This window comes from Halomonas denitrificans, from assembly GCF_003056305.1.
GTDB lineage: Bacteria > Pseudomonadota > Gammaproteobacteria > Pseudomonadales > Halomonadaceae > Halomonas > Halomonas denitrificans.
Genome location: NZ_PYVX01000001.1, coordinates 756715 through 771607, shown reverse-complemented (window position 1 = coordinate 771607; position 14893 = coordinate 756715). Strand labels below are relative to the sequence as shown.

Annotated in this window: 14 protein-coding genes and 2 tRNA genes; 11 read left to right on the top strand and 5 right to left on the bottom strand. The window is 65.7% G+C overall.

All coding sequences use genetic code 11. The features are described 5' to 3' along the window. Nucleotides 1-64: 64 nt before the first annotated feature. Entirely contained in the window at nt 65-253 is a 189-nt protein-coding gene (locus C9F13_RS03460; protein ID WP_108444813.1) for a hypothetical protein, read from the bottom strand. A 416-nt stretch (nt 254-669) separates the two neighbouring features. Further along, nucleotides 670-873 (bottom strand): cold-shock protein, encoded by a 204-nt coding sequence (locus C9F13_RS03455; RefSeq protein WP_089847775.1) that lies wholly within the window; start codon nt 871-873, stop codon nt 670-672. A 304-nt stretch (nt 874-1177) separates the two neighbouring features. On the opposite strand from C9F13_RS03455, the gene C9F13_RS03450 reads away from it, so the two are divergent. From C9F13_RS03450 to C9F13_RS03440, 3 genes are all read left to right on the top strand, one after another. Continuing rightward, nucleotides 1178-1417, top strand: coding sequence for a hypothetical protein (locus tag C9F13_RS03450; RefSeq protein WP_108444812.1), 240 nt, complete (start codon nt 1178-1180; stop codon nt 1415-1417). Nucleotides 1418-1744: 327 nt separating this feature from the next. Further along, nucleotides 1745-2068 (top strand): TraR/DksA family transcriptional regulator, encoded by a 324-nt coding sequence (locus C9F13_RS03445; protein WP_108444811.1) that lies wholly within the window; start codon nt 1745-1747, stop codon nt 2066-2068. A 61-nt stretch (nt 2069-2129) separates the two neighbouring features. Next, complete coding sequence (locus C9F13_RS03440; RefSeq protein WP_108444810.1) at nt 2130-2726, top strand: hypothetical protein; 597 nt, start codon at nt 2130-2132, stop codon at nt 2724-2726. A 4-nt stretch (nt 2727-2730) separates the two neighbouring features. Here C9F13_RS03440 and C9F13_RS03435 read toward each other — a convergent pair whose 3' ends face one another. Further along, nucleotides 2731-3318 (bottom strand): helix-turn-helix domain-containing protein, encoded by a 588-nt coding sequence (locus C9F13_RS03435; protein WP_108444809.1) that lies wholly within the window; start codon nt 3316-3318, stop codon nt 2731-2733. A 103-nt stretch (nt 3319-3421) separates the two neighbouring features. Beyond that, nucleotides 3422-4162, bottom strand: coding sequence for an SDR family NAD(P)-dependent oxidoreductase (locus tag C9F13_RS03430; protein ID WP_108444808.1), 741 nt, complete (start codon nt 4160-4162; stop codon nt 3422-3424). A gap of 158 nt (nt 4163-4320) precedes the next feature. Between C9F13_RS03430 and gltX the strand changes: the two genes are divergently transcribed. The 3 genes from gltX (at nt 4321) to C9F13_RS03415 (ending at nt 6049) form a co-directional block, all read left to right on the top strand. Beyond that, on the top strand, nt 4321-5802 hold the full coding sequence (gene gltX, locus C9F13_RS03425; RefSeq protein ID WP_108444807.1) for a glutamate--tRNA ligase: 1482 nt from the start codon (nt 4321-4323) through the stop codon (nt 5800-5802). A gap of 57 nt (nt 5803-5859) precedes the next feature. Continuing rightward, nucleotides 5860-5935: transfer RNA gene (locus C9F13_RS03420), tRNA-Ala, on the top strand. A gap of 38 nt (nt 5936-5973) precedes the next feature. Then, nucleotides 5974-6049: transfer RNA gene (locus C9F13_RS03415), tRNA-Glu, on the top strand. Between the two features lie 829 nt (nt 6050-6878). On the opposite strand, the gene gltA is transcribed toward C9F13_RS03415, so the two are convergent. Next, the gene (gene gltA, locus C9F13_RS03410) at nt 6879-8165 is read right to left on the bottom strand and encodes a citrate synthase (RefSeq protein WP_108444806.1); all 1287 of its coding nucleotides are present in this window, start codon (nt 8163-8165) and stop codon (nt 6879-6881) included. A 444-nt stretch (nt 8166-8609) separates the two neighbouring features. On the opposite strand from gltA, the gene sdhC reads away from it, so the two are divergent. The 5 genes from sdhC (at nt 8610) to C9F13_RS03385 (ending at nt 14878) form a co-directional block, all read left to right on the top strand. Then, nucleotides 8610-8987, top strand: coding sequence for a succinate dehydrogenase, cytochrome b556 subunit (sdhC, locus tag C9F13_RS03405; protein ID WP_211310892.1), 378 nt, complete (start codon nt 8610-8612; stop codon nt 8985-8987). Beyond that, nucleotides 8981-9328: a succinate dehydrogenase, hydrophobic membrane anchor protein gene (gene sdhD, locus C9F13_RS03400; RefSeq protein WP_108444804.1), complete on the top strand. Its 348-nt coding sequence runs from the start codon at nt 8981-8983 to the stop codon at nt 9326-9328. Before sdhC ends, sdhD begins: the two co-directional genes overlap by 7 nt. Nucleotides 9329-9331: 3 nt before the next feature. Beyond that, on the top strand, nt 9332-11104 hold the full coding sequence (gene sdhA / locus C9F13_RS03395) for a succinate dehydrogenase flavoprotein subunit (protein WP_108444803.1): 1773 nt from the start codon (nt 9332-9334) through the stop codon (nt 11102-11104). 12 nt (nt 11105-11116) lie between these two features. Beyond that, a complete protein-coding gene (locus C9F13_RS03390; protein ID WP_108444802.1) occupies nt 11117-11827 on the top strand; it encodes a succinate dehydrogenase iron-sulfur subunit in 711 nt (236 codons plus the stop codon). A gap of 222 nt (nt 11828-12049) precedes the next feature. Beyond that, entirely contained in the window at nt 12050-14878 is a 2829-nt protein-coding gene (locus C9F13_RS03385; protein ID WP_108444801.1) for a 2-oxoglutarate dehydrogenase E1 component, read from the top strand. Nucleotides 14879-14893: the final 15 nt, after the last annotated feature.

Sequence of the window (14893 nt, the reverse complement as noted above, 5' to 3'; positions counted from 1 at the left end):
CGGTGAGCCCGCGGGTGAACCGTCCCGATCAGGACGATGCGCAACTGATCGCGCCTCTCGACGCCTAGCCGATCCATTGCTCGTTGGCATGGCCACAGGCATGGCAGTGGATGTGGTAGCGCTTCTCCTCGAGCTTCCTCAGCGTGAACATCCTCCAGCGTGGTCCCTCCTCGGCGCGGATTTCGGAGGCCCCGCATGGGCACATCGTCACCCAGCGTCGCATCGGGGCCGGCATGATGGTGATCTCCGACATCGTCCAGTCCTCCCTGTTAGTCCCAACGGTACGCTCAGTGCCGGGGCGTGGATGTAGGCGATTGACGACGGGGGCTGTGCTGTAACGACGATGCCAACGGTGCGACGGGCGGACTGAAGGTCGGGTCCTGCCGGATGAACGGGCAGGGGCAAGCGAGGTTCAGGCAGGCTCCTTCGTCGTGTGCTTGGGCAAGCCAGGCGTCGCAATGGGGGGAGGGGCGAAGAGGGGGCTGCCGGTCAGGCGAGCCGGAGCCATGTGGACCGGCGTTGTCGTGCCAAGTCAGGCGGCCGGCCGCGGCCGGAGGAGAGAGGGTCGGCTCATGCGGGGGAATCGGACACGCAGAAACACCAAGGCCCGCGTCAGCGGGCCTTGATGCTCGTAGCCTTGCGGCTAGATGAGGTCTGTCTGATCGGAGATCAGATGGCTTCGATGTTGGAAGCCTGCAGGCCTTTCTTGCCCTGAACCACGTCGAAGGAGACCTGCTGGCCGTCCTGGAGGGACTTGAAGCCTTCAGCCTTGATTTCGGAGAAGTGGGCAAAGAGGTCATCGCCACCGTCGGTCGGGGTGATGAAGCCAAAGCCTTTTGCGTCGTTGAACCACTTAACAGTGCCAGTAGCCATGTCATGACTCCTTTCTTTGGCGCGATGCGCCGGATACGAAATTACCGGGTGTAGCCCCGAATGCTAGTGGGTAAAACAAGGGGATATAACCAGACAACCGAAAGGATTCGACTACTACTGACAATATGCATCTTGCTAACCAACTGGACACAAGGTGTCATGGTTGGCGGTCGGCGTCAACTCCCGTGGCGGCTCGCCGTGCAGTCGCCCGGCCGCCACGGGCCTGCCGGCCCTCGTGGGGCGAGTGTCGTCCATACTGGCCGTACGAAACCTCGATCGACATCCACGCACAGGAGGGGAAGCGATGAGCATCGATCTTACCGACCACCAGAGAGAGCTGCTGGCTCGTGTGCTGCAGCACGGCGGCGTGCTGGCCGCGCCCTTCGGCCATCCCGGCGACGACAGCCTGGAGGAGGCACTGCGGGAGGACATCGACGCCCTGGAGGCCGAGGGGCTGATCACGGTCGAGCGCCACCGGGGGAACGAGGCGCCCGATCGGCTGTCGTTGACCGAAGCGGGATACGACGCCCTGGACATGGCCTAGGGCGGAAGCCCGAAGATGCTCGACGCGCCGGGGCGTGATCCGCATCAGCGTCCGGGGCGGGAACGCTCTGCTATAAAGAAGGACTATCAAGGAAGGGCTATTAAGCAAGGGTCGATAAACAGGGTCGATCAACAAGGACCATCGAGCCGGGCCATCCGGCGGGCCATCCGGCGGGCCACCCATCGCGCTGCGCACGGCGAGCCCTCACGATGCCGGACGCCGAGCGGTGAGGGTGGCGACGCTCGGGGATAGGCCCGGACGATGGAAGCCGAGCGAGGCCGGCCGCCGAAGCCGGTGCGCTCACGACGCGAGGAAAGGAGAGCTGTCATGGCGGATCGCAAGCAGGAACTCGAAGCGTTGCGCGAGGAGCTGATCGAGCGGTTCGATCGCTACCAGGCCCACAAGGAGCAGAAGGGCGGTCCGCTGGACAAGGACACGGAGGACCAGTCGGCCGAGGTCGTGAATGACGAGGTCATCGAGGCCCTCCAGCAGGAGGCGGAAGACGAGCTGCGCCAGGTGCTGCATGCGCTGAAGCGCCTCGAGGCGGGGGAGGGCGACGCCTGCGAGCAGTGCGGCGAGCCCATCGGCGAGGGTCGGCTGCGGGCACTGCCCTACACGACGCTCTGCCGCGACTGCGCGGAGCGTTCATGAGCCTTCCTGTCAGGACCGGGAATGATAGTCTGGTCACTCATCGACGAGGCGGGAGGCGTGCATGACAGCGTGGTGTCGAGCGATCGGGGCAGGCGTGATGCTGATGTGGCTGGCGGGCTGCGGCGGCAGCGAGGAGGAGGCGGCGAGTGCGCCGGACGACCCGGAGCCGGTGGCCGAGATGGCGGAGCCGACTTCCGAGCCCGCGCCGGAGCCGACCCCCGCGGTGCCCCCCTTCGAGGAGCCGGTGACGATCGATGTCACCTCGCGCCTGGGCAGCGACCGGCGCCTGACGGTCGAGGGCGAGACCAACCTGCCCGCCGATACCCGCCTGCAGGTGCTGGTGGAGCGCGAGCTCAGCGGGGTGCGCTGGCGGGAGCGGGTGTCGGTGGCCGAGGGCGGCTTTGTGGCCGGGCCTTTCGGCCCCGGCAGCGGGTTGCCCGATGGCGACTACCTGGTGGTGGTCGAGGTGCAGGAGGGCAGCGTGCAGCCGGCAGCGGTGCGCGAGCGGCTGGGCGAGGAGAACGAGCACCTTCAGGGGCCGCTGGTCGAGCAGTCGCGTCACGGCCTGGGGCAGGTGGCCCGCTACACCAAGCGCTTCCTGATCGGCGATGAGACGCGCCGCACCCAGGATCGCGTGGAGGTGATGGAGATCGAGTAGCGGCTCAGAGCGGCTGGGCGCGCCAGTGCGCCACCAGCTTGCCGATCAGTCGGCAGCTGGGCGCGTAGGGGATGAGCTCATCGCTGTCCTGGCGCTGGAAGATCAGCTCCCCGGTGGGACCCTGGGTGACCCGCCGGATCGCCAGCTCGCCGTCGTCCTCGATCAGGTAGAGGCCGGGCTGGCGGAAGATGTCGCTGGTCGCGATGGCCACCAGGTCGCCCTCCATCAGGAAATCGAACGGCTCGCCCGGCGCGGGGGTTACCAGGTGGCAGTCGCCGTCCCAGCGCTGCCCGGGGACCATCTCGATCGGCAGCTCGATGACCCGCTGCTTGCCGTCCTGCCAGGGCAGCGGCAGCTGGCGGCGCAGGTAGAGCGGCGAGGCATGGGATCCCTCGTCCTCGAGCAGCCGCGACAGCGGACAGTTGAGCGCCTGGGCCAGGGCGACCAGGCGTTCATGGCCGATCTGCTTGATGGCGCCCGATTCCCAGTAGGAGATCGTGACGTCTGACACCCCGACCCTGCGTGCCAGGGCCGCCTTGTTGAGCTTGGCCTCCAGCCGAAGTTTCTTGATGCGCGGGCCGAGTGTTTCCATTACGTCATCCTATGGTCAAAAAGCGTCATGTGGATCTTCCAGGCTCGGGTTTTGCCGAGCAATAACGAGGATCAACGGTAATTCTGCCCTAATCCCCGCCGCGTCACCATGCCACCCGCTCGCCGGCCCAGTCGAGGAAGATGCCGCTCTGGTCGGGCGTGCAGGTCTCGAGCACGGTGAGCAGCCGCTCGGCCACGAAGGCCGGGGTGAACAGCTTGCCCTCGGGCACCCGGGCTTGGAAGGGCGCCGAGAGAGGCGTGTCCGTGGTGCCGGGATGCAGGCAGGCGATCGCCGCCTGGGGATTGAGGCGGCGCAGCTCCACGGCGGCGGTCTTCATCAGCATGTTATGGGCGGCCTTGCTGGCCCGGTAGGCGTACCAGCCGCCGAGTCGATTGTCGCCGATGGAGCCGACACGCGCCGAGAGGCTGGCGAACAGCGCCGGATGGCGCCCCTTGAGGTTCGGTTGCAGCGCCTTGAGCAGCAGCGCCGGGGTGATGGCGTTGACGTGGTAGAGCCGGGCCATGGCGTCGGCGTCCAGGTCGTCGAGCTTCTTCTCCGGGCCGATGCCCAGGCGTTCGTCGTGCAGCATGCCGATGGCGTTGAACACCAGGTGCACGGGGGCGCCGTCCAGGGCGCGGGCCAGGGCCGCGCCGTCCTCCTCGGTGGTCAGGTCCAGGGCGAGGGCGTCGACTCGGGGATCCGGGTGCGGATGGCCGCCGCGGCTGACGGCGATCACCCGGCCGGGGCGGCCGCTCTCGAGCAGGGCGTCCACCACGGCGCTGCCGATGCCGCCGGAGGCGCCGGTGACCACGGCGGTGAAGTCGTCGGGGAGTCGCGTGAGCATGGCATTCCTTGTTTGCCGGAGGTCGGGTTCAGCGTGGACCGCGCCGCCGGGGAATGATTCCCGGCCACGGCTGCCCGGCGCTGGCCAGGTGCGTATAATGCGGCCATTCGCCCGCCATGTCAGGGCGGCCTCCCTCCATCGACAGGACCTAGGACGACATGACCGTACGCACTCGCATCGCGCCGTCACCCACCGGCGACCCTCACGTGGGCACCGCCTATATCGCCCTGTTCAACCTCTGTTTCGCTCGCCAGCACGGCGGCCAGTTCATCCTGCGCATCGAGGACACCGACCGCGCGCGCTCGACGCCCGAGTCCGAACAGATGATCCTCGACTCCCTGAGCTGGCTGGGGCTCGAGTGGGACGAGGGCCCCGACGTCGGTGGCCCCCACGGCCCCTATCGCCAGAGCGAGCGCGGCGACATCTACGGCGAGTACGCCCGCCAGCTGATCGCCTCCGGCCACGCCTTCAAGTGCTACCGGACCAGCGAGGAGCTCGACGAGCTGCGCGAGGCGCGCAAGGCGGCCGGCATGCACCTGGCCCTGAAGCCCGCCGACCTGGCGCTTCCCGCCGAGGAACAGGCGCGTCGCGAGCAGGAGGGCTGGCCCTACGTGGTGCGCATGAACGTGCCCGCCAGCGGCACCTGCGTGGTCGAGGACATGCTGCGCGGGGTGATCGAGGTGGACTGGGCCCAGGTGGATGCCCAGGTGCTGCTCAAGTCCGATGGCATGCCGACCTACCACCTGGCCAACGTGGTCGACGATCACCTGATGGGCATCACCCACGTGCTGCGCGGCGAGGAGTGGATCAACTCGGCGCCCAAGCATCAGCTGCTCTATGAGTACTTCGGCTGGCAGATGCCGGTGCTCTGCCACATGCCTCTGCTGCGCAACCCGGACAAGTCGAAGCTCTCCAAGCGCAAGAACCCGACCTCCATCAACTACTATCGGCGCATGGGCTTCCTGCCCCAGGCGGTGACCAACTACCTCGGCCGCATGGGCTGGTCGATGCCCGACGAGCGCGAGAAGTTCAGCCTCGACGAGATGATGGCCCACTTCGACATCCAGCGGGTCTCGCTGGGCGGTCCGGTGTTCGACCTCGACAAGCTCACCTGGCTCAACGGCGTCTACATCCGCGAGGACCTCGACGACGCGGCGCTGCTCAAGGCGCTGATGGAGTGGGCCTTCAACGAGGAGTACGTCGGCCAGATCCTGCCCCAGGTGCGCCCCCGTGTGGAGACACTCTCCCAGGTGGCACCGCTGGCCGGGCACTTCTTCTCGGGCCTGCCCGCGATCGCGGAGGAGGATTTCGATGCGGTGAAGCTCTCCCGCGAGGAGCTGCTGAAGCTGCTGCAGTTCCTGGTGTGGCGCTTCGAGCTCGTGCCGGCCTGGCACAAGGTGGCGCTGCTTGGCGAGGTCAAGGCGCTGGCGGCGCACTTCGAGCTGAAGATGAAGGCCTTCCTGGCGCCGGTGTTCATCGCCGTCACCGGCTCCTCGTCGAGCACCTCGGTGATGGACGCCATGGCGATCCTGGGCTCCGACGTGACCCGGGCGCGGCTGCGCCACGCCATCGAGGTGCTGGGCGGCGTCTCCAAGAAGCAGGCCAAGCGCTTCGAGAAGGAATTTCGCGAACTCGCGTGATTTCCTGTTGACGAAGGCGGGGCTTATCAGTAACATACGCCCCGTCTTCGAGAGAACGGGGCCTTAGCTCAGCTGGGAGAGCGCGACACTGGCAGTGTCGAGGTCAGCGGTTCGATCCCGCTAGGCTCCACCATCGACTCAGATGGCAGTCATCTCTTCGCAAGACGTTGCGTCCCATTCGTCTAGTGGTCTAGGACACCGCCCTTTCACGGCGGTAACAGGGGTTCGAACCCCCTATGGGACGCCACCTCCGATCTTTCCCCCTTAATACTTTCTCATGACCAGCCGGCTATCTAGCCTGCCTGGCTACTTTCGTCGTGTCTGCCGTACCGGTTCCTTCCGGGTGGCGAATCGTGCCGATTTCGACGCGAAATCTCCTTGACTTGTCCACGTGGTCCGCCTAGGGCGACAGAGCTGTGCATAGGCGCGGTGCCAACCCGCTTGGTTGCTGGCTTTCTTATATAAGTCTTTTATTTCAATGACTTACAGTAGGTCAAAAATTGACCAATCTAAGGCGGTGCCGCTATTCATGGCGTTCCAGCGACCTTTTTGAGAGGTTGTGAACAGGGTTATCCACAGAATGTGTGGAAAACGGGCGACGCCCCGGTGGAGGCGCAAGTCGGAGGGGAAGTCAACCTGAAGTGATGAGAATTCTAGTTCTCTGGTATCAGGGTGGTGGGGCCCGCCGCGCACGCCGAGAAGCGTCGTCGCCTGCGGCAGGGGAGAGGTAGGGCTTGTTCCGTCGAGCGCCTGAGCGGGGTCTCTCGAGGCGCCCTGGGCGGCTCGCCTGCCGGAGGTCCGCTGTCGGCCCCGGGCGGCTTTCTCGGGGCTCTCCTGCCGGCCCTGTTGTGTCGGTGCCTGGCTATCTGCTGATGCCCAGTCGACGGGCTGGCGTGGCGCTCTTGCGCCCTGGTGGCGGGCGCGCCTCGGCGCGACACCTTGGCCGATGCGCGCTGCCCGCTGCCCGTGCATGGCGCGCCCGTCAGCGCTGTCGTGCGTTGGGCGCTACTTGCGCGCAATCAAAAAGGCCGCCCCTCGGGGCGGCCTCTTGCGGTGTCGACGGTAGCGCTCGCGGCTCAGCTGGCCGGGTAGTCGCGCTTGTCGTGACCGGTGTAGAGCTGGCGCGGGCGACCGATCTTGTAGCTATCGCTGAGCATCTCGTGCCAGTGGGAGATCCAGCCGATGGTGCGCGAGACGGCGAAGATCACGGTGAACATGTTCTTCGGGATGCCCATGGCCTTGAGGATGATGCCGGAGTAGAAGTCGACGTTCGGGTAGAGCTTGCGCTCGATGAAGTACTCGTCCTCCAAGGCGATCTGCTCCAGGCGCTTGGCGATCTTCAGCTGCGGGTCGTCGGCGAGGCCCAGTTCGGCCAGCACCTCGTCGCAGGTCTCCTTCATCACCTTGGCACGCGGATCGAAGTTGCGGTAGACACGGTGACCGAAGCCCATCAGCTTGAAGGGGTCGTTCTTGTCCTTCGCCTTGTCGATGAAGCGCTGGATGTTCTCCTCGGAGTCGTCGCCGATCTCGTCGAGCATGTTCAGCACGGCCTCGTTGGCGCCGCCGTGGGCCGGGCCCCAGAGCGCGGCGATGCCGGCGCTGATGCAGGCGAAGGGGTTGGCGCCGGTGGAGCCGGCCAGGCGCACCGTGGAGGTGGAGGCGTTCTGCTCGTGGTCGGCATGGAGCATGAAGATGCGGTCCATGGCCTTGGCGTAGACCGGGTTGATCCGGTACTCCTCGCACGGGTTGCTGAACATCATGTAGAGGAAGTTCTCTGCATAGGTCAGGTCGTTGCGGGGATAGTTGAACGGCTGGCCGACGTTGTACTTGTGGGACATCGCCGCGAGGGTTGGCATCTTGGCGATCAGGCGCACGGCGCTGATCTCGCGGTCTTCCTGCTTGGTGATGTCCAGATGGTCGTGATAGAAGGCGGCCAGGCCACCGACCACGCCACACAGGATCGACATCGGGTGAGCGTCGCGGCGGAAGCCCTTGAAGAAGTTGATGATCTGGTCGTGGACCATGGTGTGGTTGGTCACGCGCGACTTGAAGTCTTCGTATTGCGCGTCGTCGGGCAGCTCGCCGAACAGCAGGAGATAGCAGGTCTCGACGAAGTCGGAGTGCTTGGCCAGCTGGTCGATCGGGTAGCCGCGGTGCAGCAGCACGCCGTTGCCACCGTCGATGTAGGTGATCGCCGACTGGCAGGAAGAGGTGGCCATGAAGCCGGGGTCGTAAGTGAAGAGGCCTTGGGCGCCGAGGCCGCGGACGTCGATGACGTCGGGGCCCAGGGAGCCGGAGTAGATCGGCAGGTCAATCGGATTGTCCAGGCCGTCTACCGTCAATGTCGCTTTCCTGTCAGCCATAACTGGCCTCCTCTCGAGTTCATGGGGGGACGATATTGGGTTATTTCGCTGCAGGTGCCGGCGAAAAGGTTCGCCCACTATAGAAGCGTCCTCGAGATTGTCAATTCCACCATTAGGCGCCCATGGCTGTACATTTGCTATTATCTTGAAATAGATTTGTACAATAAATGGTGCCGTGCACCATTGTCAGGCGCGAGGGTTCCGGTCAACGCCCCGGACCCCGGGTCAGACCGCGCCAAGGCCGATAACTCGGCCTTCCACCATGGTCGACCCGGCCCTGGGTTCATTTGTCATGAAAGGGTGATGACCCTATAATCTCAGCGCGCGACTGGCAGGAGTCGGTGGTCGTGTCCAACTCGGCCACGATCGTGTCCCTTCCCGTAACCACCGCCCGCTCGGGCCTTGTCGGACGAAGAAGAGCGGGCCAAGAGAGTGTGTAGAGCCGTGAATAGCAAACGACCCGTAAATCTGGATCTGTCCACGATACAGTTCCCCCTTCCCGCCCTGACGTCGATCGCCCACCGCATCACCGGCGTCATCCTCTTCATCGGCCTGATCTTCGCCTTCTGGGCGCTGGACGCGTCACTGTCCTCGCCGGCCGGCTTCGCCGCCGTCAGCGATGCCCTGGCCCATAACTTCCTGGCCAAGCTGGTCGCCTGGGGCTTGCTCTCCGCGCTGGCCTTCCACTTCGTGGCCGGCATCAAGCACCTGCTGATGGACATGGATATCGGCGTGACCCTGGAGGGTGGCGTCAAGAAGGCACAGATCACCGTGGTGGTGAGTGCGGTCCTGATCATTCTGGCTGGAGTCTGGGTATGGTAACCAACATCACGAACTTCGGGCGCAGCGGCCTCTCCGACTGGCTGCTGCAGCGCGTCTCTGCCGTCATCCTGGCGCTCTACTCTCTCTTCATCGTCGGTTTCCTGCTGTTCAGCCCGGGCCTCGACTACGCGGCCTGGAGCGGTCTGTTCGCCCAGACCTGGATGCGCATCTTCTCGCTGCTGGCCTTCATCTCGCTGGCCGCCCACGCCTGGGTCGGGCTGTGGACCGTGACCACCGACTATCTCAAGCCGACCGGTATTCGCATCGGTACGCAGCTCATCATCATCCTGGCCATCTTCGTGTTCCTGGTCTGGGGCATCACCGTTCTGTGGGGAGCCTGATTCATGTCCAACATGCGTAGCCTGTCTTTCGACGCCATCATCATCGGCGGCGGCGGCGCCGGCCTGAGGGCCGCCCTGGAGCTGGCGAAGTCCGGCAAGAAGACCGCCGTGCTCTCCAAGGTCTTCCCGACCCGCTCGCACACCGTCTCCGCCCAGGGCGGCATCACCTGCGCCATCGCCTCCGCCGATCCGAACGACGACTGGCGCTGGCACATGTACGACACCGTCAAGGGCGGCGACTACATCGCCGACCAGGACGCCTCCGAGTACATGTGCTCCGAGGGCCCCAAGGCGGTCTTCGAGCTCGAGCACATGGGCCTGCCGTTCTCCCGCTTCGACAACGGCCGCATCTACCAGCGTCCGTTCGGCGGCCAGTCCAAGGACTTCGGCAAGGGCGGCCAGGCGGCACGCACCTGCGCCGCGGCCGACCGTACCGGTCACGCCCTGCTGCACACGCTCTACCAGAACAACCTGAAGAACAACACCACCTTCCTCAACGAGTGGTACGCCGTCGACCTGGTCAAGAACGCCAACGGCGACGTGGTGGGCTGCATCGCCATGGACATCGAGACCGGTGAAGTGGTGCACGTGAAGTCCAAGGCCACCGTCATGGCCACCGGCGGGGCCGGGCGCATCTTCGCCTCCACCACCAACGCCCTGATCAATACCGGCGACGGCATCGGCATGGCGCTGCGCGCCGGCTTCCCGATGCAGGACATGGAGATGTGGCAGTTCCACCCGACCGGCATCTACGGCGCAGGTACCCTGGTGACCGAGGGCTGCCGCGGCGAGGGTGGCTACCTGGTCAACAAGGACGGCGAGCGCTTCATGGAGCGCTACGCGCCCAACGCCAAGGACCTGGCCGGCCGCGACGTGGTCGCGCGCTCCATGGTCATGGAGATCCTCGAGGGCCGCGGCTGCGGCGAGAAGGGCGACCACGTCTACCTCAAGCTGGATCACCTCGGTGAGGAAGTCCTCGGCAAGCGCCTGCCCGGCATCGTCGAGCTCTCCAAGACCTTCGCCCACGTCGATCCGGCCAAGGAGCCGATCCCGGTGGTGCCGACCTGCCACTACATGATGGGCGGGATCCCGACCAACGTGCACGGCCAGGCGATCATGCAGGACGCCGACGGCAACGACCAGATCGTCAACGGCCTGTTCGCCTGCGGCGAGGCGGCCTGCGTGTCGGTCCACGGCGCCAACCGCCTGGGCGGCAACTCGCTGCTCGACCTGGTGGTCTTCGGTCGCGCGGCCGGCATGTTCATCGAGGGCGCACTCAACGAGGGCATCGAGTACCTCGAGGCCTCCGAGTCCGACGTCGAGTCGGCGATGAAGCGCATCACCCGCTGGAACGAGTCCGAGAGCGGCGAGACCGTGCCCGACCTCAAGCGCGAGCTGCAGGACATCATGCAGACCTCCTTCGGCGTGTTCCGCGAGGAGAAAAACATGGTCGAGGGCGTCAAGCGCCTGGAAGAGCTGCGCGCCCGGATCGACAACGCCTACCTGCCGGACAAGTCCAGCACCTTCAACACCGCGCGCGTCGAGGCGCTGGAGCTGGACAACCTGATGGAAGTGGCCGAAGCCACCGCCATCGCGGCCCTGGAGCGCAAGGAGAGCCGTGGCGCCCATTCCCGCTACGACTACCCGGATCGCGACGACGTCAACTGGCTGAAGCACTCGCTCTACTTCCCGGCCGAGAAGCGCCTGGGCAAGCGCGACGTCAACTTCGCGCCCAAGACCGTCGAGATGTTCGAGCCGAAAGTCCGCACCTACTAAGGGGGAGTCACGATGTCCAAGCTTCAGGTATCCCTGTACCGCTACAACCCGGAAACCGACTCCGCGCCCTTCATGCAGGAGTTCCAGGTCGACACCCAGGGTCGCGACCTGATGGTGCTCGACGTCCTGCACCTGGCCAAGGAGCAGGACAACGGCCTGGCCTACCGTCGCAGCTGCCGCGAGGGCGTGTGCGGCTCCGACGGCATGAACATGAACGGCAAGAACGGCCTGGCCTGCATCACCCCGCTCTCCGAGGTGGTCAAGGGCAACAAGCTGGTGCTGCGCCCGCTGCCGGGCCTGCCGGTCATCCGCGACCTGGTGGTCGACATGGGGCTGTTCTACAAGCAGTACGAGCGCATCCAGCCGTACCTGCAGAACGACGACCCGGCGCCGGCCATCGAGCGCCTGCAGTCGCCGGAAGAGCGTGACAAGCTCGACGGCCTCTACGAGTGCATCCTGTGCGCCTGCTGCTCGACCTCCTGCCCGTCGTTCTGGTGGAACCCGGACAAGTTCGTCGGTCCGGCCGGCCTGCTGCAGGCCTATCGCTTCCTCGCCGACTCGCGTGACGGCGCGACCCGCGAGCGCCTGGCCGAGCTCGAGGACCCGTTCTCCGTGTTCCGCTGCCGCGGGATCATGAACTGCGTCGCGGTCTGCCCGAAGGGGCTGAACCCGACCCGCGCGATCGGCAAGATTCGCGAGATGCTGCTGGCCGATGCCACTTAAATCGTGGCGTCCAGCTTGTTATCATGTGCACCGCTCTCGGGCTGCGGCAAGCTGCCGCAGCCGAGTCCGGTGCGGAGCGTGATGTAAAGAGCCGGTGCCCTGGGCACCGGCTCTTGACCATGGAATTCAGGATGCTCTTCCTCCGGCAGAGCATCAGCGATGTCGATACGGTCGAGTCGTGTCGGCGCCGATACCACCCCATCAGTGCAGGGTGACCAAGAGATGCAACAAGGCATAATGGAGTTGATGTGGCGCTCCTCCCACGTGAGTGGCGGCAATGCTCACTATGTGGAAGCGCTCTACGAGCAGTACCTCGATGACCCTTCCGCCGTTCCCGACGAATGGCGCCAGTACTTCGACGAGTTGCCGCGACCCGAGGGCGGGGCCAGCCAGGACGTTCCCCTCACCCCGGTTCGCGACCAGTTCTATCAGCTGGGCCAGCAGCGTCGTACTGCGCACGTCGCCGCCGAGAGCGGGGAGGGAAAGAAGCAGGTCAAGGTACTCCAGCTGATCAACGCCTACCGCTTCCGCGGGCACCAGAAGGCCGACATCGACCCCCTCGGCCTGCGCAGTCCCACCCCGGTTCCCGACCTCGATCTCTCCTTCCACCAGCTCTCCAAGGCGGACCTGGACACCGAGTTCCAGACCGGCTCCTTCTTCATGGGGCTGGACAAGGCGCCGCTGAAGGAGATCGTCGCGGCGCTGGAGCAGACCTACTGCCGTTCCATCGGCTGCGAGGTCATGCACATCGTCGACACCGAGGAGAAACGCTGGCTGCAGCAGCGCTTCGAGTCGGTGCGCAGCGCCCCGAACTTCAGCCCCGACGTGCGCAAGCACGTGCTCGAGCGGCTGACCGCCGCCGAGGGCCTGGAGAGCTACCTGGCCTCCAAGTACCCGGGCACCAAGCGCTTCGGCCTCGAGGGGGGCGAGTGCTTCATTCCGATGATGGACGAGCTGATCCAGCGCGCCGGCAGCTACGGCACCAAGGAAGTGGTCATCGGCATGGCCCACCGCGGGCGCCTCAACATGCTGGTCAACATCCTCGGCAAGAATCCCTCCGAGCTGATCGACGAGTTCGACGGCAAGAAGGTGATCGAGCGCGGCTCCGGTGACGTGAAGTACCACCAGGGCTTCAGCTCGAACGTCATGACCCCGGGGGGCGAGGTCCACCTGGCGCTGTCGTTCAACCCCTCCCACCTGGAGATCGTCGCGCCGGTGGTCGAGGGCTCGGTGCGGGCCCGCCAGGATCGCCGCAACGACCCGGTCGGCGACAAGGTGCTGCCGATCAACGTCCACGGCGACGCGGCCTTCGCCGGCCAGGGCGTGGTCATGGAGACCTTCCAGATGTCGCAGACCCGTGCCTACCGCACCGGCGGCACCCTGCACATCGTGATCAACAACCAGGTCGGCTTCACCACCTCGCACCCGCAGGACTCGCGCTCCACCGAGTACTGCACCGACATCGCGAAGATGGTCCAGGCGCCGATCTTCCACGTCAACGGCGACGACCCGGATGCCGTGCTGCACGCCACCCAGGTGGCGCTGGACTACCGCCAGCAGTTCAAGAAGGACGTGGTCATCGACCTGGTCTGCTATCGTCGCCGCGGCCACAACGAGGCCGACGAGCCGTCCGGCACCCAGCCGATGATGTACAGCAAGATCAAGGACCATCCGTCCTCGCGGACCCGCTACGTCGAGCGCCTGGTCAAGGAGGGGCTGCTCTCCGATGACGACGCCAAGGCGATGATGGAGAAGTACCGCGACGACCTGATGGCCGGCAACCATGTGGCCAACGCCCTGGTGCAGAAGCCCAACAAGTCGCTGTTCGTCGACTGGACGCCCTATCTGGGCCACGAGTGGAGCGGCCATGCCGACACCCGGGTCGAGATGAAGCGCCTGCAGCGCCTCGCCGGCAAGATGTGCGAGATCCCCGACGGCGTGACCGTGCAGCGCCAGGTGGCCAAGATCTACGAGGATCGCCGCAAGATGCAGGCCGGCGGCATGGCCATCAACTGGGGCTTCGCCGAGACGCTGGCCTACGCCACGCTGCTCGACGAGGGCCACCCGATCCGCCTCACCGGCCAGGACGTGGGTCGCGGCACCTTCTCCCACCGCCACGCGGTGGTGCACAACCAGAAGGACGGCAGCGTCCACGTGCCGCTGCAGCACATGGCCGACGGCCAGCCGCGCTTCACCATCCACGACTCCTTCCTCTCCGAGGAGGCGGTGCTGGCGTTCGAGTACGGCTACGCGACCACCGCGCCCAACGACCTGGTGATCTGGGAAGCCCAGTTCGGCGACTTCTTCAACGGCGCCCAGGTGGTGGTGGACCAGTTCATCTCCTCCGGCGAGACCAAGTGGGAGCGTCTCTGTGGCCTGACCATGCTGCTGCCCCACGGCTACGAGGGGCAGGGCCCCGAGCACTCCTCGGCCCGCCTGGAGCGCTTCCTGCAGATGTGCGCCGAGCACAACATGCAGGTCTGCGTGCCGACCACCCCGGCGCAGATCTTCCACCTGCTGCGCCGCCAGGTGATCCGTCCGCTGCGCAAGCCCTTGGTGGTGATGTCGCCCAAGAGCCTGCTGCGCCACAAGTCGGCGACCTCGAGCCTCGAGGAGCTGGCCGAGGGCAACTTCCAGATGGTGCTGCCCGACCAGGGCAACCTCGAGGCGCAGAAGGTCGAGCGCATCGTGCTGTGTGCCGGCAAGGTCTACTACGACCTGGCCAACTGGCGCGACGAGAACGCCCGCGACGACGTGGCCATCCTGCGCATCGAGCAGCTCTATCCCTTCCCCAAGGAGGAGCTCCTCGCCGCGATCCAGGACTACACCAACGTCACCGACGTGGTCTGGTGCCAGGAAGAGCCGCTCAACCAGGGCGCCTGGTACTCGAGCCAGCACCACATGCGGGCCGTGGCCGACCTGCTGCGCGACGGCCTGGGCGGCAAGCTCAAGTTCGCCGGTCGCCCGGCATCGGCGGCTCCCGCGGCGGGCTACATGTCCGTGCATACCGAACAGCAGCGCCAGCTGGTGGAAGACGCCTTCAATCTGTGAGGCGTCCCACCGGGA

Bases quoted from the DNA above. Each gene is read 5' to 3' on its own strand.
- C9F13_RS03450 (WP_108444812.1), top strand. From the start codon at position 1,178: ATGAGCATCGATCTTACCGACCACCAGAGAGAGCTGCTGGCTCGTGTG.
- gltA (WP_108444806.1), bottom strand. From the start codon at position 8,165: ATGGCTGACAGGAAAGCGACATTGACGGTAGACGGCCTGGACAATCCG.
- C9F13_RS03445 (WP_108444811.1), top strand. From the start codon at position 1,745: ATGGCGGATCGCAAGCAGGAACTCGAAGCGTTGCGCGAGGAGCTGATC.
- C9F13_RS03385 (WP_108444801.1), top strand. From the start codon at position 12,050: ATGCAACAAGGCATAATGGAGTTGATGTGGCGCTCCTCCCACGTGAGT.
- C9F13_RS03435 (WP_108444809.1), bottom strand. From the start codon at position 3,318: ATGGAAACACTCGGCCCGCGCATCAAGAAACTTCGGCTGGAGGCCAAG.
- C9F13_RS03460 (WP_108444813.1), bottom strand. From the start codon at position 253: ATGTCGGAGATCACCATCATGCCGGCCCCGATGCGACGCTGGGTGACG.
- C9F13_RS03390 (WP_108444802.1), top strand. From the start codon at position 11,117: ATGTCCAAGCTTCAGGTATCCCTGTACCGCTACAACCCGGAAACCGAC.
- C9F13_RS03430 (WP_108444808.1), bottom strand. From the start codon at position 4,162: ATGCTCACGCGACTCCCCGACGACTTCACCGCCGTGGTCACCGGCGCC.
- gltX (WP_108444807.1), top strand. From the start codon at position 4,321: ATGACCGTACGCACTCGCATCGCGCCGTCACCCACCGGCGACCCTCAC.
- C9F13_RS03455 (WP_089847775.1), bottom strand. From the start codon at position 873: ATGGCTACTGGCACTGTTAAGTGGTTCAACGACGCAAAAGGCTTTGGC.
- sdhD (WP_108444804.1), top strand. From the start codon at position 8,981: ATGGTAACCAACATCACGAACTTCGGGCGCAGCGGCCTCTCCGACTGG.
- C9F13_RS03440 (WP_108444810.1), top strand. From the start codon at position 2,130: ATGACAGCGTGGTGTCGAGCGATCGGGGCAGGCGTGATGCTGATGTGG.
- sdhA (WP_108444803.1), top strand. From the start codon at position 9,332: ATGTCCAACATGCGTAGCCTGTCTTTCGACGCCATCATCATCGGCGGC.